Here is a 25,471-nt window from a genome sequence, read left to right as displayed (position 1 = left end):
GATTAGAATTTTTCTGCAAATAAGCTGTCTATTCATTTCAAAGAAATAATTAGTTAATATTGGATAATTAGCTTCAAGAACGTTATGAAAATTTCTCCAAATCAAACAATAGGGTTATGAAAAACATATACATAAATATATGGGCAGCTTTATTAGCTGTTTTTGTTTTTGGTGTCGTGCCAAATTCAAATGCACAGGTAACAACTTCGTCGATCAGCGGTGTTGTCGTTGATCAGTCCGGTGAGCCATTGCCGGGAGCAACGGTTCGTGCCGTTCATGAACCGTCAGGTACTCAATACGGAACATCAACAACAAGTAACGGCCGTTTCAGCCTCACCGGGATGCGAGTTGGTGGTCCGTATACCGTAACCGTTTCATTTGTAGGTTTTGAAACGAGAAGGTTTGAGAATATCCAATTAAGTCTCGGGGTCACAACAGACCTTGAAGTTGTTCTGCAAGAGGCAGGTACAGAACTTGAGGAAGTGGTTGTTGTGGGCAGCAGAGGGGCAATCATAAGTTCGGAGAGAACCGGCGCTTCTACATCCATCAATCGTGAATCGTTAGACAGGCTGCCTACGGTTTCCCGGTCCATTACCGATTTTACAAGGCTAACACCGCAGGCAAGCGGAAATTCTTTCGCAGGTCAGGACTATCGATCCAACCATTTTACCGTGGATGGTTCTGCGTTTAATAATCAGTTTGGACTGGGGTCAACATCTGAGCCGGGTGGGCGTACCGGTGTTCCTCCAATTTCACTGGATGCTATTGAGCAGGTTCAAGTGAATGTTGCCCCCTATGATGTACGGGAGGGAAGCTTTGTCGGGGCGGGGGTTAACTCTGTTACAAGAAGCGGAACAAATGAGTTTACGGGGTCTGTGTACTACCAGTTTACGAATGATAACCTCGTAGGTACTGACGCCAGCGGACAAACCGTAAGTGCCGGAGAATTTCAGGACAGAATGTTTGGAGTTCGTTTGGGCGGGCCTATTATTAAAGATAAACTCTTCTTTTTTACCAGTTTTGAAACGCAAAATGTAACAGCTCCGGGAACTACATTTTTGCCAAATGAAGGCGGACAGCCGGTTGGCGGTAACATAACCAGAGTATTGCAGTCAGACTTAGATCAGCTCAGTAATTTTTTAAGTCAAAACTTTGGTTATGAAACAGGGCCGTACACCGGGTACGATAACGAGACTCCATCAACCCGTTTTCTCGGGAAGCTGGACTACAACTTAAACGACCGAAACAAGCTGAGTCTCCGCTACACTCACCTCGATTCACAGACCGATGTATTGATGTCTAACTCATCGTCCCTGGGTTTTGGAAGCCGAAGAACCAGTACTAGCGCGATCAACCCCAGAAATTCGAATTACATCATACTTGAGAATATTCGATCGATTATTGGTGAATGGAACTCCAATCTTGGGTCCAATATGTCGAATAACATGATCATCGGCTACACCTATCAGGATGAAAGCCGTGACTCCCGAGGTGAATTTTTCCCGATGGTAGATATATTGCAGGATGGTTCCACATACACTTCATTCGGTTTTGAGCCGTTCACCCCGAATAATGAGTTGCGCTACAAAACCTTCCAGTTTCAAAATAATTTCACGATGAACAGGGGAGATCATCTGATTACACTGGGGGTTTCCGCAGAGTACTTTGAATCGGAGAACGTCTTTTTCCCCGGATCGCAAAGTGCATATGTCTATAATTCATTAGATGATTTCTATGAAGATGCAAACGACTACCTGAGTAATCCAAACCGAACTACTTCGCCTGTTGAGCTTAGAAGATTCCAGGTCAGATGGGCGAACCAGCCGGGCTTTGACAAACCTGTTCAGCCTCTGGAAGTCTTTTCAACCGGACTATTTGGACAGACCGAATGGAGAGTGAATAGTAATTTGAACCTTACAATAGGTATGAGAGCGGATGTGCCGTTTTTTGGTGACACCGGTTTCAGAAATCAGGAGGTAGAAAGCCTCACTTTCCGTGATCCGAGTGGAAATGCCGTACAGTTTGCTACAGATAAGCTGCCGGATCCAAACATCCTTTGGTCGCCACGTTTAGGGTTTAACCTGGATCTCGGAGGAGAGTTGCGATCACAGGTTCGTGGAGGTACAGGAATTTTTACCGGCCCTCCGGCTTATGTGTGGATTTCAAATCAAATTGGCGAAAATGGAGTGTTAACCGGTTTTGAGCAGATTGAAAATACTACAGACCGACCCTTTCACCCCGATCCGGATCACTACAAGCCGGCTAATGTAACCGGAGATCCCGCATCAAGTTATGGATTGGCATTTACCGAAGAGGATTTCAAGTTTCCGCAAGTATGGCGCAGTAACATTGCATTGGATCAGGAGCTTCCATTCTTAGGACTGATCGGTACTGTTGAGGTTATGTACAGTCGGGATGTGAATGGTATTGCTTACTACAATGCCAATCTCTCGAATCCTGATTCACAATTTTCCGGTGTGGATGATCGTCCAAGGTGGACATCCGGAAACAGAATCAACAGTAATGTGACGAGTGCCATTGTACTAACGAATCAAAATGACGGGTACTACTGGAACCTGTCAGCCTCCCTGGAGCGCCCGGTAAGAGATGGTCTTTATGGTAAAGTTGCCTACAATTACGGAATTGCGAAAAACACGATCAATCCGGGATCCATTGCATTTGGTTCATGGAACAACAATCCACACATTGGAGATCCGAATAACCCCGGTGTTGGATTTTCAGATAATACGGCCGGTCATCGTGTATTTGCTGCATTATCATATCGAAATGAGTTCTTTAAGTTTGGTGCAACAACCTTCTCCGTTTATTGGGAAGGCAGAACGGGAGGTACGGCAAGCTATACATTCTCAGGCAGTGCAACCGGTGCAAGTGGTTCCGGATCGGATCTGATTTACATCCACAGCAATACATCTGAAATGAACTTTGCTCCAATCCTCGATAGCAATGACAATGTGATATTCACGGCACAGCAGCAAGCAGAAGCCTGGGATGCGTTTATTGAGCAAGACGCCTACTTGAGCAAAAACAGGGGGCAATATGCACAGCGTAATGGTGCAAGATTACCGATGGTATTCAATGCGGATTTAGCTGTGGAACAGGAGTTTTTTGCAGATGTTTTCAATAAGCGGCAAGCTTTTGTACTCCGTGCTGATATTGTAAACTTTGGTAATCTCATTTCTAACTCATGGGGAACAGGTAAACGATTTGTAACAACCCAACCGCTTATCTATACCGGAGCAGATGGAAATGGTGAAATGCAGTATCAGTTAAGACGAGTTGGCGACGAGTTGATTAGCAAAACGTATGAGGATACAGCAAACCTGAATGATGTTTTTCAGGTTCAGTTTACAATTCGTTATCTGTTTAATTAATTTTTCTAAATGTACAGAGAAAGGGCAGCCGTTTTACGGATGCCCTTTTTTTATATTTCGAAACCGGCATATCAAATTTTCAACGTTCTAAATGCTCAATCACAGATGCCAACTAAATACTCCTATTTACTTTACTTCGTCTTATTGTTTATTACCGGATTTTTAATGTCTTGTTCTGAAGAGACAGAGCCGCAGAAGGCAAAACTGCTTCTGATTTCCATCGATGGATTTCATCCGGATTATTTGGATCGATATGAAACTTCAAACCTGGATCAACTGGTCGAAACCGGAGTTCTTGCAGATTTTATGATTCCGGTTTTTCCCACAAAAACCTTTCCTAATCACTACTCCATCGTTACGGGACTCTATCCAGAAAACAGCGGGTTGATTGCCAATAACATGTATGATGCAGAAATGGATGCATTTTACAGCCTTGGCAACCGGGAAGCGGTCCGAAATGCACAATGGTATGAGGGAGAGCCGATCTGGGTAACGGCTGAGAAGCAAGGTTTAAAAACGGCACCGATGTTCTGGCCGGGATCAGAAGCGCCAATCGGCGGTGAGTTTCCAACCTACTCGTACCCCTATGATGACGATCTGCCCTACACTGCAAGGGTCGACTCGGTAATACACTGGATGACGATGGAGCCGGAACTATCGCCCGGTTTTATGACACTCTATTTCAGTAAGGTGGATACATACGGCCATCGGTATGGGCCCGAATCGGATTCAACTGCAGCGGCAGTTCGGGAGGTGGATGAGCAGATTGGATACTTGATGTCAGAGTTAGAGAGAACAGATTTGCTGAATGATCTCAACATCATCATTGTATCCGATCACGGAATGGCGGATGTGTCGGATGAGCGGGTAATTCTTCTGGATCAGCTCATTGACCATGAAACAGTTGAGGTGATCGACTGGAACCCTGTGGCGATGATTCGGCCAAATGAAGGAATATCGGCTGAAATTTATGAGTCGCTGAAAGCAAATGAGGAGAATTTCAGGGTATACAAAAAAGAGGATCTTCCGAATCGTCTTCATTTTAAAAAACATGATCGCGTTCCGGAAATCATTCTGATTGCAGATTTGGGTTACAGTATCACGACCTCAGGTAGACTCGAACAGTATGGAGTTACGGGCGGCGCTCACGGGTATGACAATCGGTATCCTGAAATGCATAGCTTTTTTCTTGCAGCAGGTCCCTCGTTCAGGCAGGGGATAACAACAGAAGGTTTTCAAAATATTCATCTCTATGAACTCATGGCTCATCTGCTGGATCTTGAACCGTCTCCAAACGACGGGAGACTTGGTTCATTAATTCATATCTTAGAGCCTCAGTTTAAATGATTTTAAAAAAAGTTCTGAAAGATAATCTCCCCTAAAAAGGGGAGATTAAGAGGGGTGTCCCAGAATTTCCTCCAATTCTGGTTTACATCATACTTATTACCTTTATTTTGAGGGAGGATCACTAATTCAATTGATACATAGAGCCTTAAAAGCTAAAGCGAAACAACATTTATAATGATTCGAGAAAAATATTTAAGTCTAATCATAATTCTCCTTCTCTTCATCGGTTTAAGTAGCTGTGCTGATTCCGATACGGGTGAGACAGAGAATGATCCGAATCCCGTACTGCTGATATCCATAGACGGTTTCATGAATGAGTATATCGAACGAAATGAGACACCCAATTTTGATCAATTTATTTCAGAAGGGGTTCAGGCAGAGTATCTGATTCCGGTTTTTCCAACTAAAACATTTCCGAATCATTGGAGTCTAGCCACCGGACTCTATGTTGAAAATCACGGGATTATCTCAAACAGTTTTTACGATTACGAACTGGATGCCCGTTTCAGTTATGGGGCACCCGATGGTCAGCACGATTCACGCTGGTGGGGAGGAGAACCCATTTGGGTGACAGCCGAAAAGCAGGGAAAAACATCGGTTAACTTTTTTTGGCCGGGCTCTGAGGCTACCTTTGACGGAGTGCAATCAACGAAATGGGTAGACTACGACGGCTCAATCCCCGACAGTACACGGATTGATAGTATTGTCGCCTGGCTTGATCCTGTCGGCGACATTCAGGCAGATTTTGGAACGCTTTACTTTAGCTTTGTGGACAGTCGCGGACACAGTTATGGCCCCGATTCACCCGAAGTGGATGAGGCGGTTATTGAAATGGACGGGTTACTGGGTTACTTCATGGAAAAACTGGAGGAGGTTGGGCTGACAGATAACATCAATATTTTACTGGTTTCCGACCACGGTATGTCGGCACAATCAGAGGATAAAGTGATTATTCTGGATGAGATCATTAACCTGGATGATGTTGATATCATTGACTGGACACCTGTGGCAATGATTCGCCCGGATGAGGAGAAGACAAATGAGATCTATAACACTCTGAAAGAGAATGAAGAGAATTACAGAGTGTATCTTCGGGATGAGCTGCCGGAGCGGTTCCACTTTTCAAATCACTACCGAATTCCGGAGATTATTATGATCGCGGATAATCAATTTACAATTACCAACCGGGAGTATTTTGAGGAGCGAGGTGTGGTTCCGGGAATGCACGGATTTGATAATATGGTGCCGGATATGTTTACATTTTTTGCAGCCAAAGGTCCTGCATTTAAGTCCGGTGCAGTTGAGGGACCGGTTGAGTCTGTTCATATGTATGAACTGATGGCCTATTTGCTGCAAATTGAACCGGCTGAGAACGATGGAAGCCTGGATGAGGTTTTGAAATTTTTAAAGCAGTAGTTGATGACCTGAATCCATTATTTTGGATTGCATCTAAGCCGAAATTAAAATACCATACGCAATTAAATTAAAGCGGATAACCCCAAACAATATTGAACAGATAAAATGGCATACGTTGTAACCGAACCATGTGTTAACTGTAAATATACCAACTGCGCAGCGGTTTGTCCCGTAGATGCATTTCGTGAAGGCCCAAACTTTTTGGTAATTGACCCTCTTGAGTGTATCGACTGCGATGCGTGCGTTTCTGAATGTCCGGTTGAAGCGATTTATCCCGATGATGAGGTGCCGGAGGAGTGGGAGCACTACATAGAGTTGAATGAACGTCTTGCTGATAATTGGGAAGATCGTATCATCAATGAAACAAAGGACGCCCTGCCTGATGCAGATGACTGGGCTGAAAAAGAGAATAAACTGGATCTAATTCAGGAAGAGTGGGATTAATCTCCGACTTTTCTGATTGATTGAAAAACTATCCGCCATTGAGTAGAACTGAGAAGTCCCGATACACACTACATCTGCGAGGCCGGGTGCTGGATCTGAGCACTCCAAAAGTGATGGGAATTCTAAATGTAACACCTGACTCCTTTTCTGATGGCGGAGAGTTTCATCAACAAAGTGCCGCACTGGAGAGAATCAAGGAGATGGCCGTTCAGGGCGCGGCTATTATCGATATTGGAGGGGAATCGACCCGGCCCGGATCAGATCCGGTTTCTGCTGAGGAGGAAGCCTCGCGAGTTTTACCGGTTCTGGAAGAGGCATTGAAATCTTATCCCGGCCTTATCTTTTCAGTTGATACGACAAAATATGATGTGGCTCGTCCGGCATTGGAAATGGGGGCTCACATCATCAATGATGTGAGTGGATTGCAAAAGGAACCTCGTTTTGCTGAACTTTGTGCTGAGTTTAATGCGGGTTGTGTTCTGATGCACTCACAGGGCGATCCGAAAACCATGCAGATAAATCCACATTATGATGACACCGTTGTTGATATTGCCGGTTTTTTGGATGAAAAAATTAAGCTGCTTGAAAAGGCCGGAGTACAAAACATTGTCGTTGATCCGGGGATCGGGTTTGGGAAAAATTTACAGCACAATCTGCAAATCATATCAGAGCTTCATAAATTCACAAAATTTGGCTACCCTGTGCTGATGGGAGCATCCCGCAAGTCGATGATCGGAAAAATTTTAAACGACAGACCGGCATCGGGCCGGCTTGCAGGCACCCTAGCCGTGCACTATCACAGCATGATGAATGGAGCAAATATCATTCGTGTGCACGACGTACAGGAAGCCTGTGATACAGTCCGGGTGTTTAATTCCATCATGAGCGTGCAACCTTAACGGTAACCCCAAAAACAATAAACGTGATTCCAATAGGATTTTTAGAGTTTGGTCTGAAGGATCTTCTTGAGACACTGGTGATTGCACTGGTGCTCTACTATCTCTACCGGTGGATTCGGGGTACGTTTGCTATTCAGGCTGCATTTGGCCTGCTGTTTGTGATAGTCTTGAACGGAGTTGTGAGCCTGCTTGGATTCACAACATTGAATTTTATGCTGCGAAGTATTCTCGATGTGGGTGTCTTAGCGGTATTTATCATCTTTCAGCCGGAAATTAGAAAGCTACTCTACAGCCTTGGCCAGAATACTACGTTCGATCGTTTTATCGGAAGGTCCGGTGCGGATAATGTGATCGAAGAGGTGATTGATGCCGTTAAAAATATGGCTCAGACAAAAACCGGTGCACTGATTGTATTTGCCCGAAGTTCATCACTGCAGGATTTGGTGGATGTGGGGGTTAAGCTGGATGCACGGGTAAATGCTCAGCTGCTTCAAACTATTTTTCAAAAAGAGACACCCCTACATGATGGTGCAGTTGTAATCCGAAATAACCGGATAGTGGCGGCAAGCTGTTATCTGCCAATATCGCAAAACCCAAATATCTCTTCGGTTTTTGGAACGCGTCATCGTGCAGCGGTTGGGGTCAGCGAAACCAACAATGTGTTTGTGGTAGTTGTTTCTGAAGAGACAGGCAGAATTTCAGTAGCGAAAAATGGCGCACTCACCAGTGGGCTTTCCATTCAAAAGCTGCGTGCTGAGATGGAGAAATCTTTGGGCGAGGAGAAAGAGGGAGATATGGGGTTCAGTTCAGAAAAAGCCGATCTGGAGATGAATTAAGCCGGCTCTTACTGCTTTCTGAATAAGCTCATTAACTCGTTTGCCGCTCTGAAGGAACTTATACTTCCATTTTTAACACTCTCTTCAAACTTCTTCAGATGTTTGCTCACGTTCGGGTTGGAGTAAAAGTTTCTTTTCAGCTCCTGATGGATCGTTTCGAACATCCAATATACGGCCTGATCTCTTCTTCTTTTTTCAAAGAAATCATTTTTTCGGGTCAACTTGAGGTAACTTTCAATATCACTCCAGATCTCATCGATACCGGTCTGCTTCAGGGCCGAACAGGTGGTAACTTTCGGTTCCCAGCCGGATTCTGCCGGTGGAAATAGCGCCAGCGCATTCTCATAATCTTTTTTGGCACGTTTTGCCTGCCGGAATGTCTCCTCCTCCGTTTTGTTGATGGCGATCAAATCAGCCATCTCCATTACGCCGCGTTTGATTCCCTGTAATTCATCTCCGGCTCCGGGTAGCATCAGGAGCAGAAAAAAGTCGACCATAGAGTGCACGGTGGTTTCGGACTGTCCAACCCCAACTGTTTCGATGAAAATCGTATCGAACCCGGCCGCTTCGCAAAGCAGAAGTGTTTCCCGTGTTTTCTGGGCCACGCCGCCCAATGTGCCGGATGTAGGGGAGGGACGAATAAATGCATGTTCATTCGTAGAGAGTCTTTGCATGCGTGTTTTGTCGCCCAGAATGCTCCCTTTTGATCGGCTGCTGCTCGGGTCAATTGCAAGTACGGCAAGTCTTCTCCCTTTTTGTATAATCTGTTGCCCCATCGCTTCGATGAATGTACTCTTTCCAACTCCCGGTACGCCGGTAATGCCAATCCGTACAGATTTTCCGGTTTGTGGCAGGCACGCTTCCAGAATCTGCTGCCCTAGATTGCGCCGCTTTTCATGACTGCTTTCAATCAGAGTGATTGCTTGGGAGAGTGTTGTGCGATCCCCTTTCAGTATACCATTTACATACTCATCCAGGGACTTGTCTGAGGGGCGCTTAGATTGATAATTCGGGTTGATGGAGTCGTTCACAACAGCTCCTTTATTGATTGAAAGTGATTTGTTATTGGATTTTGTCATAGATACTTCTCCTCCAGAGGAGTTGGATCACCTATTCAGAACTACTTTAGAAATTTCATTTTCTGTCATATAGTTAAACCTTTGTGTCCTTTAGTGCATAACTTAGCGTCCTTTGTGGTTAAAAGAGAAAAACTTTAATTATCTCTCGAGGGGGATTAACCACAACGTGACACAATGAACTTCACGAAGGTTGCGATGTTAATTGGCCGTTTAATATGTCAGAATTATTCATCCCTCATCAAAATCTGCAAAATCTTTTGAGCCGCTTCCGGGATGACTGTGCCGGGACCGAAAACAGCCGCCACGCCGCGATCATACAAAAATTTATAATCCTGATTGGGTATCACTCCACCCACAATTACCATGATATCCTCACGCCCCAGTTTTTTAAGTTCATCCATCACTTTTGGAACCAATGATTTGTGGCCGGCTGCCAGGCTCGATACCCCGAGAATGTGCACATCATTCTCCACAGCCTGCCGCGCGGCCTCTTCAGGTGTTTGAAAGAGCGGGCCGATGTCCACATCAAATCCAAGATCGGCGAAGCTTGTGGAGATCACCTTGGCGCCGCGGTCATGTCCATCCTGGCCCATTTTGGCAACCATGATACGGGGGCGGCGGCCTTCCTGTTTTTCAAATTCGTCCGCCATTTGCCGGGCTTTCTTAAATTCGTTGTTGTTATCTATTTCTGATGAATACACGCCTGATATTGATTTAATGGTTGCCTGATAACGTCCAAAAACTTCTTCCATAGCATCGGAAATTTCACCCAGAGAGGCCCGGTTGCGAGCGCAGATAACGGCCAGATCAAGAAGATTGCCTTCTCCGGATTCTGCACATTTTGTAAGTGCACGCAGTGACTGCTGTACATTCTCCTCATTTCTGTTATCCCGGAGTGCTTTCAACCGTTCAATCTGTGCCCGGCGAACCTCCTCATTATCCACCTCCAGAATGTCGATCGGTTCCTCTTTGGCAAGCCGATATTTGTTTACGCCAACAATCGTCTCTTTTCCACTGTCTATTCGTGCCTGTTTTCGGGCTGCGGCTTCCTCAATTCTCATTTTGGGAACACCCGCTTCAATTGCCTTGGCCATCCCGCCCAGCTCTTCAACTTCGTCGATCAAGTCGAGAGCCTTCCGAACCAGCTCATCGGTCAATGATTCCACATAATATGAACCTGCCCATGGGTCGATGGCGTTTGTAATTCCGGTCTCTTCCTGCAAATAGAGCTGTGTATTACGGGCAATGCGAGCAGAAAAATCAGTTGGCAGTGCAATCGCTTCGTCAAGAGCATTTGTGTGCAGGGACTGCGTATGACCTAACGCAGCCGCCAACGCCTCAATGGTTGTTCGGGCTACGTTATTAAATGGATCTTGCTCGGTCAGGCTGTAACCGGATGTTTGAGAATGTGTTCTCAAAGAGAGCGATTTTGGGTTTTTGGGGTTGAACTGTTTCATCAGTTTTGCCCAGAGAAGCCGTCCGGCCCGCATTTTGGCAATCTCCATAAAATGGTTCATCCCAATTCCCCAGAAAAATGAAATTCGGGGTGCAAACTTGTCCACATCCAGTCCGTTACGGATTCCTTCACGTACGTACTCCAATGCATCTGCTAGTGTGTAGGCGAGCTCAAGATCAGCGGTAGCCCCGGCTTCGTGCATGTGATATCCGCTTACGCTGATGGAGTTGAATCGGGGCATGTGTTTGGAGGTGTACTCGAATATATCACCGACAATTCGCATCGATGGCCCGGGCGGGTAGATGTAAGTATTTCGCACCATGAACTCTTTCAGGATGTCGTTCTGAATGGTGCCGCTCAATTTTTCGCGGGGAACTCCCTGCTCTTCAGCTGCCACAATGTAGAAAGCCATTACGGGAATAACGGCTCCATTCATCGTCATGGAAACAGACATCTCGTCCAGCGGGATCTGATCGAAAAGAATTTTCATATCCAGAATGGAGTCAATTGCCACGCCTGCTTTTCCAACATCGCCGGTAACCCGTGGATGGTCGGAGTCGTAACCGCGATGGGTTGCCAGATCAAACGCAATGGAGAGCCCTTTTTGTCCGGCAGCGAGATTCCGGCGGTAAAAAGCGTTGGACTCCTCAGCCGTTGAAAAGCCGGAATATTGCCGGATAGTCCAGGGTCGTACCGTGTACATGGTAGAGTACGGCCCGCGCAGATAGGGTGGAATCCCGGCTGCATAATTGAGGTGAGTTAGCTCTGATATATCATCCTTTGAGTAGGAATTTTTGAGCGTAATCTTTTCCGGAGTTTCCCAGGCTACACCGTTACTCGCTGTAGGATGTTCAGGTGTGATGTTGGTTTTCAGGTCAATATTTGAAAAATCAGGTCTCATGACGAATAATTTGATGGTTCGAGTTCATCCAGCATGGTTTGAAGAAAATCCGGGATGTTGATACCGGTGTAGATGAAGTGTTCAATTCCGGCATCTCGGTAAGCGGACTCATTCTCGCCGGGTTTGCCGGCAATTACCAACAGTCCGCGGTTTGAAAACAGTTCGGAAAACTCATCTACAAGGCCGGGATAGTCTGTATCGGAGCTGCAGAGAACGTAGATATCACCCGGTTTTTCTGAAAGATTATCAGCGGCTTCCGATATGGAGTTGTAACCAAGTGATGTCTGAATTTCAAAACCGGCGCAGCCTAACAGATTGTGGGCAAAACTTTCACGGAGTTTCCGCCACTTTTTGTTACCAACAGGAATCAACTGTACGATCGGCTTTTTGTCTAATAGTTGTGTTTGTTTTCGGATCTCTTCAAACAGCTCACCGGCGCGGAACGGTTCAAGAGTAGTGAGTAAAACTTTTTGAGGGTTCAGGTAGGAGTGAAACAGATCTCCCACGGTTGCACCCTGTTTAAGGGCTTCGGAAAGGGACGCGATCAGAGCGTCAAATTCAATCGATACGTCGTTATCTGTCGACGGAAGCGCATCGGTAAATGTTGTGGAAATAACCGTATCCGGCAACTTTTCTTCGCTGTTTGGATAGTTGTTGGTACCGACCAACGTTCGCTTTCCGGTGGCATAGGCTTTCAGCTTTTGATCCTTCGCGGCGCTAACCTCGGATTGAATGACCCTGTTTTTGAGCGCCTTTATAAATCCGCCTTGTTTTTCGATCAGTTTAAAGAAATCCCATGCTTCATTTGCAATCTCTTCGGTGAGCTTTTCAATATAGTATGAGCCTGCAGCCGGGTCAGAAACCTCACCAAGGTGCGACTCCTGATCAACGATGTGGTGAATATTTCGGGCGATGCGTGAAGAGAATTCATTCTGATTTTCAAATAGGTGATCGTGTGGGTGTATCAATATGGAGTTAACCCCGCCAAACACTGCGGCCATAGTTTCCGTTGTTGCTCTGAGGATGTTGTTATGGGGATCGGCAACGGTCTGATTCTGCAAAGTTGTTTCTGTGTGAATGATTGCAGGAGTTCCGGTATCGAGGCCGTAAGCATCGAGCAGGTTGGCCCAGAGGATTCGGGCGGCCCTGAATTTGGCAATTTCCGGAAAATAGAGGGGTCCGGCGCTCAGTCTGAAAAAGATAGACTCAGCAGAATCTTTTGATCGGGCAAGATATTCGCTGGCAATGGCAAGTGAAATACCAAGCTCTTGAACGATAGTGGCTCCGGCTGAGTGATAGAAAAGCCCATCAGCCAAAAAGGATTTGCCGGAATTGGGTGTATCGATCTGCTTGAGCAGGTTGTTTAGAGATTGTTGTTCTAATGGATATCGCCCATGTTTTGCTACATAAGTAAACGGATCAAAACTGAAGAGTGTTTGCTCAGGCTGTATATCGGAGTTTAACAGCATCGCCTGAATTGCGGGTGTATTCATCCCGCTTTCAAACAGCACGGTTTTTCCGCTCATGTCCAAATTTTGGAAAAGCGTGTCAACATCGGATTGAGACTGCAGCTGTGTGCCAATCATATTTCCTCCGATTTGTCCATCACTGTGACGGATATCGCATGTAACTCGGAATGAGTTGGCTCCACCTTTGATTGCATCCGCAATTTGCCCGTTGGCTTCTTTTGGTTTCGGTGCATTGATCGGTACGCAGCGCGCCCAATTTTTAGAGTCCGATTTACGAAGTGTTTTGATGGATATGATCTCATTTGGATCAAGATCTTCCGACATATAAAAAGGGAGCGGTTTAACTCCTTCGAGGGTGTTCCACCTCAGCTTTTTTTTGTAGTCTACGCCCTTCAGGTCTTTTCGGATTAAATCCTCCCACTCTTTTCGGCTGACCGGTTTAAACTCTGAAAATAGGTCTCTTTTATCTTGCTTATTCACTGCAATCCGTTTTATTCTACTTTGTGTTGGATGTAAAATAGTGAGCCATGCACTGTTTCGCTAACTGAAACCAAAATTGGGCACGGAAAAGCGCTTACAAACCACTATATTTACACGGAAAAAATTTACCGGAAAAATAAAATAGGTTCGATTATGTCTGATACTGGAAAAATTTCTCCGCTCACACAACTCACCGAAGATGAGCAGATGCTGAGAGACGCTGCAGCCGAATTTGCAGATTCAATGATTAAGCCAAAAGTCCATGAAATGGATGAGGCGGCAAAACTGGATAAAGATCTCATTAAACAGTTTTTTGAGATGGGCTTTATGGGAATTGAAATCCCCGAAGAGTATCAGGGCGGTGGCGGTTCATTTTTTATGAGCATTGTGGCCATTGAGCAGATATCTCGAGTGGACGCCTCAGTAGGTGTGTTTATGGATGTTCAAAACACATTGGTAAACAATGCATTTTTAAACTGGGGATCCGATGAGGTGAAGAAAAAGTTTTTACCCCAGCTTGCAACTGAAAAAGTCGGTGCATATTGCCTGAGTGAAGCCGGGTCGGGAAGTGACGCATTTGCCCTGAAGTGTTCTGCAAAAGAGGACGGGGATGATTACATCCTGAACGGAACCAAGCTTTGGATTACCAATGCAAATGAAGCAGACATCTTTCTGATTTTTGCTACGGTTGATCCATCAGCAGGTTATAAGGGAATTACGGCGTTTATTGTAGAGCGCGGTATGGAAGGTTTTTCCGTATCAAAGAAAGAGAATAAGCTGGGTATTCGCGCCAGCTCAACCTGCGAGCTGTTGCTTGAAGATGTTCGGGTGCCGAAGGAGAATGTTCTCGGGGAAGTAGGTAAAGGCTATAAAGTGGCTATTGAAACGCTCAATGAAGGACGGATTGGAATTGGAGCTCAGATGATTGGTATTGCACAGGGAGCCTTTGATGCCGCCATTGCATACACGAAAGAGCGAAAGCAGTTTGGGAAAGCCATCGCAGACTTTCAGGGGGTTCAATTCCAGCTCTCCGAAATGGCTACACAGCTGGAAATGGCGCGGTTGCTGGTGTATAACGCAGCCAGATTGAAAGAGGCCGGTCAGCCTTTCTTAAAAGAGGCTGCAATGGCTAAATATTACAGCTCGGAAGTGGCGGAAAAAGTGAGCTCCATGGCTGTAGATCTTTACGGTGGTTACGGATATGTGAAAGAGTATCCGGTGGAGAAATATTATCGCGACGCAAAAATTGGAAAAATCTATGAAGGAACGTCCAATATGCAGCTGCAAACCATCGCCAAAATTATTCTTAAAGAAGGTTAGAATATTTCAAAAGAGTGATTTAAAGACTGCGGAGTGTTATACTTTCGCAGTCTTTTCTATTTCAGGCCCTCTTATCATTAATGTTTTGAGAAAAATGGGAAAAGCGTAAATAAATGGAATGATATGGAGTGCAATTACCGTTTAAACCTTTTGACTAAAAATAAGACTCTGAACGAAAAGCAACAGTTATTGCTTTAAAGAGTAAATCAGTAAGAAAAATCAGTATAGTTTGATGGATAATTTAGAACAGAAAATAAAGTCGCTCGCAAAAGATGATCAATCGTTTGAAGAGCTGAAAAGTATTTTCGAAAAGATCACACAAGAGAGAGACCAGGCCAGGGATAGCCTCAAATTACTTGAAAGAGCTATTCGCAGTGACTACGACTCTATACTGATTACCGATCTGAACCTCGAAAAACCCGGCCCCAAAATTGTTTATGTGAACGACGGTTTTACGAAAATGACCGGATACACGCGGGATGAGGTGATTGGTAAAACTCCCCGAATATTGCAGGGCGAGAAAACAGACCGGAAGGTTCTGGATAAACTGAAACAGAGACTGAAAGAGGGCAAAACCTTTTTTGGGCATACCGTGAACTATCGAAAGGATGGAACGGAATTTATCAATCAGTGGGATATTCATCCGCTCACCAATGAAAAGGGTGAACTGACGCACTGGGTTTCTTATCAACATGATATTACCGAGCGTAAGCGCTCTGAAAAGAAGGTGGTTGATTCAGAAATGGAGTTCGATCAGCTTTTGGAAGAGAGTAAAAAGACACTCGTGGATGTGGATGAACAAGGAAACATTACCACTTCCAATAAGGCATTCCGCGATCTGACAGGTTATGCTGATGAAGAGCTGAAAAAACTTAAAGTTTGGGAAATACTTGAAGATGAGCTGGTTGAGTCGTTTAAGCATAAGTTCGACTCATTTAAACCCAGCGATTTCGATAACCGAACATTTGAACTTGTCATCAAAAACAAGAAAGGCAGTTCTGTGGAAGTGAAAGTGAACAGCCGTCTGCTGAATGTTCAGGGACAGCAGATTGCACGTATGGCCTTTGAGAATAAGTCTCTGCAGAAACGTATCATGGCGATGTTATCGAAACGGAATGCAGATTTTGACAGGGTTTTTGAACAGGATAAAGACTTTAACTATAAGCTTGTTCCACATAATGGTGATTCCTATCTGTTTGAATATGTCTCAGACAGCTTTAGCAAAATTACCGGAATTACCGCCGACGAAGCCGTGACATTGAAGCTGGAAGATTTAATACATGAGGATGATCTGGAGAAATTTTTTGATCATCTTGAGACGGTTTTGGAGGGCAAGCCGAATACGGAGCAGTTCCGCATCCGCTCGAAAGATGGCGGGTATGTTGAAGTAATCGATTATGCCAAACCGGACTGGGATGCCGATCGAACAACGGTAGAGGCGATAAAAGGGGCAACATCTACAGAGATCTCATCTGAATACAAGTCCAATTAATTCTGTTGCTGATCCGATCTTTCCCTTCATATTTTGTAACTTTGGGTAAAAAGTAAAGTTATGACGTTAGCGGAAAAACAAGACCGGATAATTCGTGAATTTCAAGCCCTCGGTGACTGGCCTGAGCGTTACAAGTACATTATAAAGCTGGGTCAGAAACTGGATCCCCTGGATGAAAAGTACAAGACAGATGACAACCTCGTACGTGGCTGCCAGTCTCAGGTCTGGCTTCATACAGAGCTCGATGGCGATAAAGTAATATTTAAAGCAGACAGTGACGCTGCGATTACGAAAGGATTGGTTGCTTTGATGGTTCGGTTTTACTCAGGAGAAACACCTGACGAGATTCTTACTCACAATCCTGACTTTATTCAAAAAATCGGGATGCAGGAGCATCTCTCACCAACCCGATCGAATGGACTCGCATCGATGGTCAAGCAGATGAAAATCTATGCCATGGCGTACAAGTCTAAATTGCAGGGAGCCGGCGGGTAAAAAATCGGGTTCACTCGATAATCTCTTCTTATATTCAGCGTTGTTAACCCCGAATCATGAATAAGTTCTTCAAATACTATTATGAATAAGAAAAATATACAGATTATAGCTCTCATCGCTTTTGTGGTAATAGCAGGTGGAGTGCTCTACTACGGTTTAAGCGGCGATTCTAACGGGAATGCAACTGCGGAGCGTGGTGAACCTCAAAAAGTTCATATTCTAAAATACAGTGATTATCAGTGCCCGGCCTGTAAGGCGTATGTTCCGGTTCAGAATGAACTGAAACGTGAATTTGGTGACATGATTGAATTTGAATATCGTCACTTTCCATTGAGCGGGCACCAGTTTGCCGAATTAGCCGCACGATCGGCAGAAGCTGCACGGGAACAGGGTAAATACAAAGAGATGCACGACCTCATTTTTGAATATCAGGAGGCGTGGTCGCAAGGCGGAGCGGCTGACTATTTTAACGATTTTGCAGAGGAGATTGGATTGAACATGGAGCAGTTTCAAGCTGATCTTACATCCGACGAAATCCGCCAGAGAGTAGAACGTCAGCGCCAGGAAGGAATACGTCGTCAGGTTAATGCCACTCCAACGTTTTTTATCAACGGGCAACGCCTACGGCAGAATCCGCAAAGTTACGACCAGTTTAAGTCGATGGTAGAACTCTATATGTATCGCTCCTGATCGATGGTCTATAAATTCTTAGATAAATCTCCTCAATTTGAAGACTCCGTGTTTGTTGCACCAAGCGCGGATATCATTGGGGATGTTACGATCGGCGCAGATAGTTCCATCTGGTTCAACTCCACGATACGCGGTGACGTAAACTGGATAGAAATTGGTGAGAGAACCAATATTCAGGATAATGCCTCCATTCATGTGATGAACCAAACAGGGCCCACAAAAATAGGGGATGATGTCACCATCGGTCACAATGCAATGGTTCACGGCTGTACTGTTCATGACCGTGTTTTGATAGGAATCCACGCCACCATATTGGACGAAGCAGTAATCGAAAGTGATGTGGTTGTTGCTGCCGGTTCGCTGGTGCCACCCGGAAAAGTTCTCGAATCGGGCTATATGTATATGGGGTCTCCTGTCAAAAAGCATCGTAAACTGACGGAAGAGGAGATTGAGTCTATCCGTGAGTCGGCTCAAAACTATGTGAAGTATCAGCGTACGTATCGCCAGGTGGATACCTACGAAGAGAATCCTTTCTATACACCGAAGAAGTAAGCGTAATTAAGGCACATCATAAACGATGTGCCTTTTCATTTCAGAGGATCCATGGCCGGAATCTATATTCATATTCCGTTTTGTAAACAGGCTTGCAGCTACTGCGATTTCTATTTTGTTACCCGTAAAAACCTGATTGAACCCTTTACGGAAGCCCTGGTCCGTGAAATTGAATTATTTTCCGGCACGCGGTACGCTTCTGAACAGATCGACACGATCTACATTGGAGGGGGAACTCCGTCAAGACTTCCGGCCACTAATCTGAAACGAATTTTTGACGCGCTTGAAAAGAGCTTTCAGCTTCGTCCGGTTGAAGTAACCATGGAGATGAACCCCGATGACGTAACGCCCGATTACCTTGCCTCCTTGCTGGATTTGGGAATTAACCGTGCAAGCATGGGGGTACAGTCTTTTGATGAAGATTTACTTCGATTTATGCACCGCGCTCATACCCGGGATGAGGCGATCCGCGCGCTTGAACATCTTCACACAGCAGGCTTTCCAACCTATACGGCAGACCTGATTTACGGTAACCCCGGTCAGACGCCGGAGATGCTGGAAGCTGATATTGACCAACTGCTACAGTTTGCTCCGCCTCACATTTCAGCGTATTCACTCACCATTGAACCGAAAACACGGCTTGGTAAACAGGTAGATCTTGGCCGGATTTCTCCGCCTGATGATGAGCACGTTTCTCTACACTTCGATCTGTTGACCGAAAAACTCCGGGCTGCCGGAATTGAGCGATATGAAGTGAGTAACTACTCGCGCCCGGGTAAAGAGGCGGTTCATAACAGTAACTACTGGAGCCATAAAAATTATCTGGGACTCGGACCGGGTGCTCACTCATTCTGGTGGGACGAAAATGGGGCCGGCCGGTGGGAGAATAAGCCGGACATTAAGGCGTATTTGAAGGATGAACCTGCGGGCAGCGATGAGAATGCTAAGGGAGAAACACTTTCACTGCAAAATTTAGCTGAGGAGCGACTGATGCTTGGCTTGCGCACTCGGCGAGGGGTTGGTTTTGAGGAGTTAAAACAGCGCTACCGCTATCAGATGAATGAAAAACAGCTCAACTGGCTGGACTATCAGCGGGAGGCCGGAATGATCACCGAGAGCGGAGATGTTCTTAAGCTGACATCCAAAGGGTTGAAAATTGCGGACCTTCTGATTGTGGATCTGCTATCGAAGGGGTGATTCATGTCTGTCTCGTTTTTTGATCTCTGCCAAGCTATTCAGAAAATCCGGGAAACGCGGGGCACCAACGCTAAAATTAAAATCTGTTCCGATCTATTCTCATCCATCTCCTCTTCTGAAAAACTGGATCTGGCCGCACAGTTTCTCGGTGAGGGGGCATTTTCTGCAGTAAGCGGGAAACGGGCGTTGGTTGGAAGCCGCACCGCTGGGCTGGCTGCTTCAGAATTTTGTGAAATTGACTACGATTTGGTGTATAAGCCGTGCAGAACTGCTACGGGGAGTAATTCCGAAGCGATTGAAAGGCTTCTCGAAAATGTGCCGGAAGCGATCCAAAAACGAGAGCCGGTACAACTCTCCCTGATGTCGGTGAATCGATATTTTCATCGACTGCAAGAAGCTTCCTCGCGGGCGGATAAAATCGAGATTTTAAAGGAGCTGTGGAGACAGATGACGCCCGTTGAGGTCAAATACTCTCTACGGATGCTGGGGCAGGGATCCCTTCGAATCGGGTTTGAATCGCGAAGCACTCTGTCTGCCATCGCTTCAGCATTCGGGTACGACAGGGAAGAGGTACGTTATGTTCACATGATTACCGGAAGTATTGGCAAAACCGCGGTGCTGGCCAAAGAGGGACGGTTGGGTGAGGCGGAATTCAGGCTTTTCCATCCACTCTCTTTTATGCTCGCAACGCCGATTGAAAGTCGAAAAGTTGAAGATTTGTCCGCCTATGTAGGCGAGGAAAAATTTGACGGAATGAGGGCTCAGGTTCACTTTTCTGACAGCAAAACACTCATTTATTCTCGGGATTTGAATGAAATCAGCCGATCATTTCCTGAGGTGAAAGCGTTCTTTAACAGAAGAAATTTGCCTGATGTGGTTTTGGATGGGGAAATTTGTGTGTACTCTGATGAAAAAATTCAGCCGTTCCAATTGTTGCAAAAACGAATGGGGCTGAAGCAACCGTCCAAAAAAATCAGGGAGGAACTTCCGGTGCTTTTTATCGCATATGACCTGCTTTATGTGGACGATAAACCGTTTTTTGAAAAATCCCTGATAGAGAGAAGAGAGCGGCTGGAGGAGCTTTCCCTCCGGTTTGACCTGCCCGTTACCAATCAGTTTGAGGTGAGCAGTTTTGATCAACTGGACGAGTGGTTCAAACGTGCACTTGCCCACGGCAACGAGGGGCTGATGCTCAAAAAGAAGGAGAGCCGGTATGAATATGGCCAGCGGGGAAAATCGTGGCTGAAGGTGAAAAAGCCGGGAGGTACGCTGGATACGGTAATGATGTACGCGCACGCGGGCAGCGGCAAACGGGGAGGCTTATATTCGGACTTCACCCTGGGGGTGTCTGTGAAGCATGACGAGCGTTACGAGGAGGAGTTTATCCCGATCGGAAAAGCGTATGGAGGCTATACCGATGAGGAGCTGAAGAGACTGAACGCGGAGATCAAAAAACTGACGGTAGAGCGTTATGGGCCAACGCTCGGGTTACTTCCGGGTTTGGTAATCGAGCTCGAATTTGATGATATTCAGGTAAACCGCAGAACAAAGGCGGGATATACGCTGCGCCTGCCAAGATTTAAACGCCTCAGGTGGGATCTCTCGCCGGATGATGCAGACACACTGAAAGATGTTGAAATGCTGTATCAACAAAGAGTAGAGAAAGAGAGAAGGGTTCAGGGGAACAATCCCTCATTTTACTATAAATCGAAAGAAACCGAAGAGTGATGGAGTTCCGGGAAAGTCATAAAAAATGTATTTGGAGTGGAAAGGAATCAAATGACCTGAAACCGGTTGAGTTGGATACGGTAGACCGGATTGCCCGCCCGGTAAGAAAAACGTTATTTGTGCTGCCTCAATACGAAGATGACTTAAAGGAGTATAACCGCTTTGTGGCCGCCAATGCTGCTATAATGATCAGGCAGATAGCCGTGGCTTCCGTTCTTTTAATTTTTACAGGTATTTTGGCCATTGTTTTGCAGGGCTATGAGTCTGCAATTCTTATAACAACAGGCGCACTTACTGTTTGGATCGGCCTCGTAATTATAAACTATCCGATTTCAACACCCGAAACGGCAGAGTTGTTTGGGCTGAAGAAGGCCATTCGCTTAGCTCGGTTCGCGGGATATTTTACCGTAGCTATGGGAGGTTTCATTCTCTGGATGGCACTGAGTGCATGAATCGGTTTTTAACCGTGTTAAAATTCGGCGAACGGAATCTTTCAATTTATCCCCATAAAAATTATGGGTATGCACGAATTGACTTTTGATTTTAACGGATTGCGCTATATTATAGAGTTTAAACTTAAATCACTCTACAATCCGCATGCTCCGCTTGCTAATCCTGATCCTTTTTCTGTTGAATGCGTCTGTCTCATCGGGGATTTATGCTCAGCAGTCAAAAGCGGACAGCCTGCGAACGGTGATTAATCCCGCCGATAAGTCGCCGGAAATGGTAGAGGCGATCAATGAATTGGGTGATATTCTTGTGTCTCGGGGTGAGTTTAATGAGGCGAAGGAATGGTTTTTGCTGGCACTTCAGGTGGCTGAACAGCTGCAAGAAGAGAGAGATGAAGCCCGCTTTACCACGTATCTGAATTTGAGTTCTCTTCATCTGTCCAAAGAAGAGCCCGACTCTGCACTTGTGATACTTGAAGCGGCCGGCGAGATCGATTTGCCGGAGGACAGGATGAATGCCCAGAGAAACCTGAAAGCGGTTGCGCTTCAAATGTCGGGCCGGTTGATGCTCGCTTCGACAATTTTTGAGGAAGCCATAGAAGTGGCAGACTCCCTTGGAAAGGATGAACAGGCCGCGGGATTACGGTTAAATCTCGCTTCACTCCACAGCTCGATGGGAGAGCCGGTAGAGGCGATGAGGCTCTTATACGAAACTTTGATATATGCCGATCAGACGGATCATCTATTGATGACTGCCATTGTAACCAACAATATCGGGCACCTTTTTGTGGAGATGGAGGAGTACGATCAGGCGGAGTACTATCTACTTAAATCGGAGGAGGTAAGCAGACGATTAGGGCATATTGTTAACCTGAGACGGGTTTATATGAACCTGGGGAATCTTTACGCGGGCAGAGATCAGTTCGACTTGGCTTCCGGTTACTACACGGAGGCGCTCAATATTACTAATAACAGCGGAGACCGCCTCACGGCCGTAAGAGTCCATTATAATATGGCCAGGATGGAGGCAAAACGCGGTAATCTGTCGAAAGCAGAGGAGATATTTAACTCCACGCTGGAAGAAAGCAGAGCGTTGGGAAGTATTGAAGGGCAGTACAACAGCGCGATCAGTTTGGGTGATATTGAAAAAGAACGGGGGAATTACGGCGCAGCCGCCCGCTGGTATGCGAGGGCTCAATCCACGGTGGAGGGACACGGTTTTCAAGGGATGCAAATGGATGTGTATCAAAATCTGTATGAAGTGTATAAGATGGCCGGAAACTCCGCCATGGCTTTGCAATGGCTGGAAACGTTCAGCGAATTAAAAGAACGGTTGGATTCGGATGAAAAAATGCGTTTACAGACCGAATATGAAACGCTCTTTAATATCAGGGCCAGGGAACAGCAGGCAGAAGTGATACAGGCAAAACAGCAAAAGGTTCAGGCGAGGGCGGAACTGCAAAAATGGCTCCTTGCGTTTACCCTCTCCATTGGTGGGTTTCTTTTCATTGTTGCTTTTGTCCTGAACCGATCAAACCGAAAAGTGAGGGAGTTTAACGCTGAGCTGGAGCAGTCGAACCGAAAGATTTTGGAGGCGAATAAAACTGTTCAGGAGAAAAACAGAGAGCTGGAGCAGGTAAACCAGGTCAAAAATAAGCTTTTTGCCATCGTTGCCCACGATTTGCGTGGTCCGCTCAGTTCACTGCAGAGTTTAATTTATCTGCTTCGGGAGCATGAACTTACAAAAAGCGAGCTGAATAACATTCTGGATTCCCTGGATCAAAATATTCAGGAAAACGCAACCATGATGGATAACCTCCTGGCCTGGGCAAAAGCGCAGATGAATGGAATTCAGCTGAATGAAAGAGATTTTGATCTGAATGAAGCTGCAAAAGCCGTGATAGATCAGATACGCTTTCAGGCGGGACACAAAGATGTTGAGCTGAAGCTTCAGATGTTCGGCGGTCTTTATGTTGAGGCTGATTATGATCTTGTGAAACTGATTATCCGAAACCTTGTGGCGAACGCCATAAAGTTTAGTGAAAAAGGAGATACTGTTACACTGTCGGCTGTGCAGGATGGGAATTTTGTAGAGATTCGGGTGGCTGACGAAGGGATGGGAATCAAGCCGGAAGATCAGACCAAACTTTTTACGAGTGAGCACTTTTCAACCCGCGGTACAAAAAATGAAAAAGGAAGCGGTCTTGGGTTGAATCTCAGCAGGGAATTTGTTGTGGAGCACGGTGGCGAGATGTGGTTTGAAAGCGTGTATGGAGAGGGAACAACATTCTATTTTACACTTCCGAGAGCTGCAGAAGATAGTGATATTGAACGTTCAGGCAGAGGTGAAAAAGCCGAAGAGTTCAGTCATTGATCCTCGTTTTCCATTTCAAGTTTTAAAAAACCGCTATCGATCCCTTCATTGGAGAGATAGTGTTTGACCACATCAGGATTGGGAGTGTGAGTTATAAACACCTTCTGCGGGGTTAGCCTCTTGCAAAATTTGATCAGTTCAAAAAAATCAAGGTGGTCGGAGAGGGGGATTAGCTTATCTGCTGAAAGTTGTGAACGTCTCGCCTCGTTGGCAGCCCAGCCGGAACAGTAGGCTACTTTAACTTTAGACACATTTGAAGCAAATCCATTCGAAAGGGTCGATGAAGGTGCGATTAGAATTTTTCCCTGACAATTCTCACGATCGTAAGCTGAGTAGTTACCCAGTTCTATTCCATGCTCTTCGTACACATCACAAAGTTTAAATCCTGCTCCGTGAATCATTACGGGGTGATTTAACGGGGCAAGTAAGTGCATAATCTCCTGTGCCTTGCCCAGGTTGTATCCGAGAAAGATAGGTGTGTAGCCTTTTTCGAGGGAGGATACTGCAAATTCGATGATATCTTCCTGGAGTTCTGTATGCGATTTCCAGCGATAGATTGGCAGGCTGAATGTTGCTTCCGTAATTAGATAATCGGTATGATCGGGGGCATCAAACCCTTCGCTGGCCGGCGATGGCGGGGTTCGGTAATCTCCCGTGTAGAGCAGTGATCCGCTCTCACTTTCGATAAATATCATTGCCGATCCGAGAATATGCCCTGCCGGGAAGAGTGTAACCCGAAAGTGTTCAGTTTCAAAGGGTGAGTAAAACTCCAGTATATTTTCCTCTCCGGTAAATCCTCGCCGTTTCATGAGGGCAAGAGTTGCCCGTGATGCGTATGCTTTTGTTTTTTTATTCCTTGGCATGTGATCAGCATGGGCGTGACTCACAAAAGAGTAGTTGGCCTCAGGATGGTATCCGTCCAGAGAGATGTTTAATTCTGGCAGAAATAGTCCGTTATATCCGGCTTTGTTTAATTTCATGCCACCGAACCGGATCGCTCAAGAAGTATGTAAGCAAGCAGAAAGATTACGATCCCGAGAGACAACATGTTTGCCGCAACAAATCGGATCTTACGCTGCAGAGTTTCTCTGTTATCGACGATTGCCTTCGCGGTTTGCGGCCATACAAGGATGAGCTGTCCGCCAACGTAAATGATGACAAGAGCCCAGAGGGAAAACAGAAGCTCAATCCATGAAAATGGGAAAAAGGAGAGGATGAAACCCGGAAGTGTAAACAATAGCAGATATTTTAAAACAGATCTCCAGGATGCCGGAGGTGTTTCGTCTTCGGCGATAGAGAGCAAATAGCTTTTCATCTGTTCGGTTTTAAGCAGAAGAAATACTCCATAGCTGATCAAGAGTCCGCCTAACCCTACGTAATAAGCCAAAAACCACTGTGTTGAAAAATTTTCCATCAACTTCTTTTTTATCAATGAGAGATCGATTATCCCGAGAA

The 25,471-nt window shown here is 45.7% G+C and carries 20 protein-coding genes; 15 read left to right on the top strand and 5 right to left on the bottom strand.

Translation table 11 applies throughout. From position 1 onward, the window contains the following. Positions 1 to 116: 116 nt before the first annotated feature. The 6 genes from BG260_RS10340 to cdaA all read left to right on the top strand — a co-directional run bounded on the left by BG260_RS10340 (position 117) and on the right by cdaA (position 8,334). Positions 117 to 3,392: a TonB-dependent receptor gene (locus BG260_RS10340; protein ID WP_069132368.1), complete on the top strand. Its 3,276-nt coding sequence runs from the start codon at positions 117 to 119 to the stop codon at positions 3,390 to 3,392. Between the two features lie 165 nt (positions 3,393 to 3,557). Then, positions 3,558 to 4,739, top strand: coding sequence for an alkaline phosphatase family protein (locus BG260_RS10335; RefSeq protein ID WP_245683950.1), 1,182 nt, complete (start codon positions 3,558 to 3,560; stop codon positions 4,737 to 4,739). A gap of 174 nt (positions 4,740 to 4,913) precedes the next feature. Beyond that, positions 4,914 to 6,155 carry an alkaline phosphatase family protein gene (locus tag BG260_RS10330; RefSeq protein ID WP_069132366.1) on the top strand — a complete coding sequence of 414 codons (1,242 nt, stop codon included), beginning with the start codon at positions 4,914 to 4,916 and terminating at the stop codon, positions 6,153 to 6,155. A 105-nt stretch (positions 6,156 to 6,260) separates the two neighbouring features. Next, positions 6,261 to 6,599 carry a ferredoxin FdxA gene (gene fdxA / locus BG260_RS10325; protein ID WP_069132364.1) on the top strand — a complete coding sequence of 113 codons (339 nt, stop codon included), beginning with the start codon at positions 6,261 to 6,263 and terminating at the stop codon, positions 6,597 to 6,599. A gap of 38 nt (positions 6,600 to 6,637) precedes the next feature. Next, a complete protein-coding gene (gene folP, locus BG260_RS10320; protein WP_245683949.1) occupies positions 6,638 to 7,498 on the top strand; it encodes a dihydropteroate synthase in 861 nt (286 codons plus the stop codon). Between the two features lie 23 nt (positions 7,499 to 7,521). Beyond that, entirely contained in the window at positions 7,522 to 8,334 is an 813-nt protein-coding gene (gene cdaA / locus BG260_RS10315; protein WP_069132362.1) for a diadenylate cyclase CdaA, read from the top strand. An 8-nt stretch (positions 8,335 to 8,342) separates the two neighbouring features. On the opposite strand, the gene meaB is transcribed toward cdaA, so the two are convergent. The 3 genes from meaB to BG260_RS10300 all read right to left on the bottom strand — a co-directional run bounded on the left by meaB (position 8,343) and on the right by BG260_RS10300 (position 13,719). Beyond that, the gene (gene meaB / locus BG260_RS10310; protein WP_069132360.1) at positions 8,343 to 9,413 is read right to left on the bottom strand and encodes a methylmalonyl Co-A mutase-associated GTPase MeaB; all 1,071 of its coding nucleotides are present in this window, start codon (positions 9,411 to 9,413) and stop codon (positions 8,343 to 8,345) included. Positions 9,414 to 9,637: 224 nt separating this feature from the next. Continuing rightward, complete coding sequence (scpA, locus tag BG260_RS10305; RefSeq protein WP_083750250.1) at positions 9,638 to 11,770, bottom strand: methylmalonyl-CoA mutase; 2,133 nt, start codon at positions 11,768 to 11,770, stop codon at positions 9,638 to 9,640. After that, complete coding sequence (locus BG260_RS10300; RefSeq protein WP_069132358.1) at positions 11,767 to 13,719, bottom strand: methylmalonyl-CoA mutase family protein; 1,953 nt, start codon at positions 13,717 to 13,719, stop codon at positions 11,767 to 11,769. Before BG260_RS10300 ends, scpA begins: the two co-directional genes overlap by 4 nt. Positions 13,720 to 13,872: 153 nt before the next feature. Between BG260_RS10300 and BG260_RS10295 the strand changes: the two genes are divergently transcribed. From BG260_RS10295 to BG260_RS10255, 9 genes are all read left to right on the top strand, one after another. Continuing rightward, entirely contained in the window at positions 13,873 to 15,039 is a 1,167-nt protein-coding gene (locus tag BG260_RS10295; RefSeq protein WP_069132356.1) for an acyl-CoA dehydrogenase, read from the top strand. Positions 15,040 to 15,271: 232 nt separating this feature from the next. Next, positions 15,272 to 16,531 (top strand): PAS domain-containing protein, encoded by a 1,260-nt coding sequence (locus tag BG260_RS10290; protein ID WP_069132354.1) that lies wholly within the window; start codon positions 15,272 to 15,274, stop codon positions 16,529 to 16,531. Between the two features lie 60 nt (positions 16,532 to 16,591). After that, positions 16,592 to 17,026, top strand: a complete 435-nt coding sequence (locus BG260_RS10285; RefSeq protein WP_069132352.1) for a SufE family protein — start codon at positions 16,592 to 16,594, stop codon at positions 17,024 to 17,026. 81 nt (positions 17,027 to 17,107) lie between these two features. Then, positions 17,108 to 17,716, top strand: coding sequence for a DsbA family protein (locus BG260_RS10280; RefSeq protein WP_083750249.1), 609 nt, complete (start codon positions 17,108 to 17,110; stop codon positions 17,714 to 17,716). Positions 17,717 to 17,719: 3 nt separating this feature from the next. After that, positions 17,720 to 18,268, top strand: coding sequence for a gamma carbonic anhydrase family protein (locus BG260_RS10275; RefSeq protein WP_069132350.1), 549 nt, complete (start codon positions 17,720 to 17,722; stop codon positions 18,266 to 18,268). A gap of 27 nt (positions 18,269 to 18,295) precedes the next feature. Continuing rightward, positions 18,296 to 19,465, top strand: a complete 1,170-nt coding sequence (hemW, locus tag BG260_RS10270) for a radical SAM family heme chaperone HemW (RefSeq protein ID WP_245683948.1) — start codon at positions 18,296 to 18,298, stop codon at positions 19,463 to 19,465. Between the two features lie 3 nt (positions 19,466 to 19,468). After that, positions 19,469 to 21,193, top strand: a complete 1,725-nt coding sequence (locus BG260_RS10265; RefSeq protein WP_069132346.1) for an ATP-dependent DNA ligase — start codon at positions 19,469 to 19,471, stop codon at positions 21,191 to 21,193. Further along, entirely contained in the window at positions 21,193 to 21,645 is a 453-nt protein-coding gene (locus BG260_RS10260; protein WP_069132344.1) for a hypothetical protein, read from the top strand. Before BG260_RS10265 ends, BG260_RS10260 begins: the two co-directional genes overlap by 1 nt. A 145-nt stretch (positions 21,646 to 21,790) precedes the next feature. Next, complete coding sequence (locus BG260_RS10255) at positions 21,791 to 24,016, top strand: ATP-binding protein (protein WP_069132343.1); 2,226 nt, start codon at positions 21,791 to 21,793, stop codon at positions 24,014 to 24,016. Here BG260_RS10255 and BG260_RS10250 read toward each other — a convergent pair. Together BG260_RS10250 and BG260_RS10245 are read right to left on the bottom strand one after the other, a co-directional pair. Beyond that, complete coding sequence (locus tag BG260_RS10250; RefSeq protein ID WP_069132342.1) at positions 24,010 to 24,996, bottom strand: hypothetical protein; 987 nt, start codon at positions 24,994 to 24,996, stop codon at positions 24,010 to 24,012. The genes BG260_RS10255 and BG260_RS10250 overlap by 7 nt on opposite strands. Further along, a complete protein-coding gene (locus BG260_RS10245; RefSeq protein ID WP_069132341.1) occupies positions 24,993 to 25,430 on the bottom strand; it encodes a hypothetical protein in 438 nt (145 codons plus the stop codon). Before BG260_RS10245 ends, BG260_RS10250 begins: the two co-directional genes overlap by 4 nt. Between the last annotated feature and the right edge of the window lie 41 nt (positions 25,431 to 25,471).

This window comes from Rhodohalobacter halophilus (assembly GCF_001715195.1).
Taxonomy (GTDB): Bacteria; Bacteroidota; Rhodothermia; order Balneolales; family Balneolaceae; genus Rhodohalobacter; species Rhodohalobacter halophilus.
The sequence above is the reverse complement of the archived record's forward strand: the minus strand, read 5'-3'. Positions and strand labels throughout refer to the sequence as shown.

Coding starts and splice junctions, on each gene's coding strand:
- BG260_RS10335 (WP_245683950.1), top strand. CDS start 3,558: ATGTCTTGTTCTGAAGAGACAGAGCCGCAGAAGGCAAAACTGCTTCTG.
- BG260_RS10340 (WP_069132368.1), top strand. CDS start 117: ATGAAAAACATATACATAAATATATGGGCAGCTTTATTAGCTGTTTTT.
- BG260_RS10250 (WP_069132342.1), bottom strand. CDS start 24,996: ATGAAATTAAACAAAGCCGGATATAACGGACTATTTCTGCCAGAATTA.
- scpA (WP_083750250.1), bottom strand. CDS start 11,770: ATGAGACCTGATTTTTCAAATATTGACCTGAAAACCAACATCACACCT.
- BG260_RS10330 (WP_069132366.1), top strand. CDS start 4,914: ATGATTCGAGAAAAATATTTAAGTCTAATCATAATTCTCCTTCTCTTC.
- BG260_RS10285 (WP_069132352.1), top strand. CDS start 16,592: ATGACGTTAGCGGAAAAACAAGACCGGATAATTCGTGAATTTCAAGCC.
- BG260_RS10275 (WP_069132350.1), top strand. CDS start 17,720: ATGGTCTATAAATTCTTAGATAAATCTCCTCAATTTGAAGACTCCGTG.
- BG260_RS10255 (WP_069132343.1), top strand. CDS start 21,791: ATGCTCCGCTTGCTAATCCTGATCCTTTTTCTGTTGAATGCGTCTGTC.
- fdxA (WP_069132364.1), top strand. CDS start 6,261: ATGGCATACGTTGTAACCGAACCATGTGTTAACTGTAAATATACCAAC.
- BG260_RS10265 (WP_069132346.1), top strand. CDS start 19,469: ATGTCTGTCTCGTTTTTTGATCTCTGCCAAGCTATTCAGAAAATCCGG.
- BG260_RS10280 (WP_083750249.1), top strand. CDS start 17,108: ATGAATAAGAAAAATATACAGATTATAGCTCTCATCGCTTTTGTGGTA.
- meaB (WP_069132360.1), bottom strand. CDS start 9,413: ATGACAAAATCCAATAACAAATCACTTTCAATCAATAAAGGAGCTGTT.
- BG260_RS10260 (WP_069132344.1), top strand. CDS start 21,193: ATGGAGTTCCGGGAAAGTCATAAAAAATGTATTTGGAGTGGAAAGGAA.
- BG260_RS10245 (WP_069132341.1), bottom strand. CDS start 25,430: ATGGAAAATTTTTCAACACAGTGGTTTTTGGCTTATTACGTAGGGTTA.
- BG260_RS10295 (WP_069132356.1), top strand. CDS start 13,873: ATGTCTGATACTGGAAAAATTTCTCCGCTCACACAACTCACCGAAGAT.
- BG260_RS10290 (WP_069132354.1), top strand. CDS start 15,272: ATGGATAATTTAGAACAGAAAATAAAGTCGCTCGCAAAAGATGATCAA.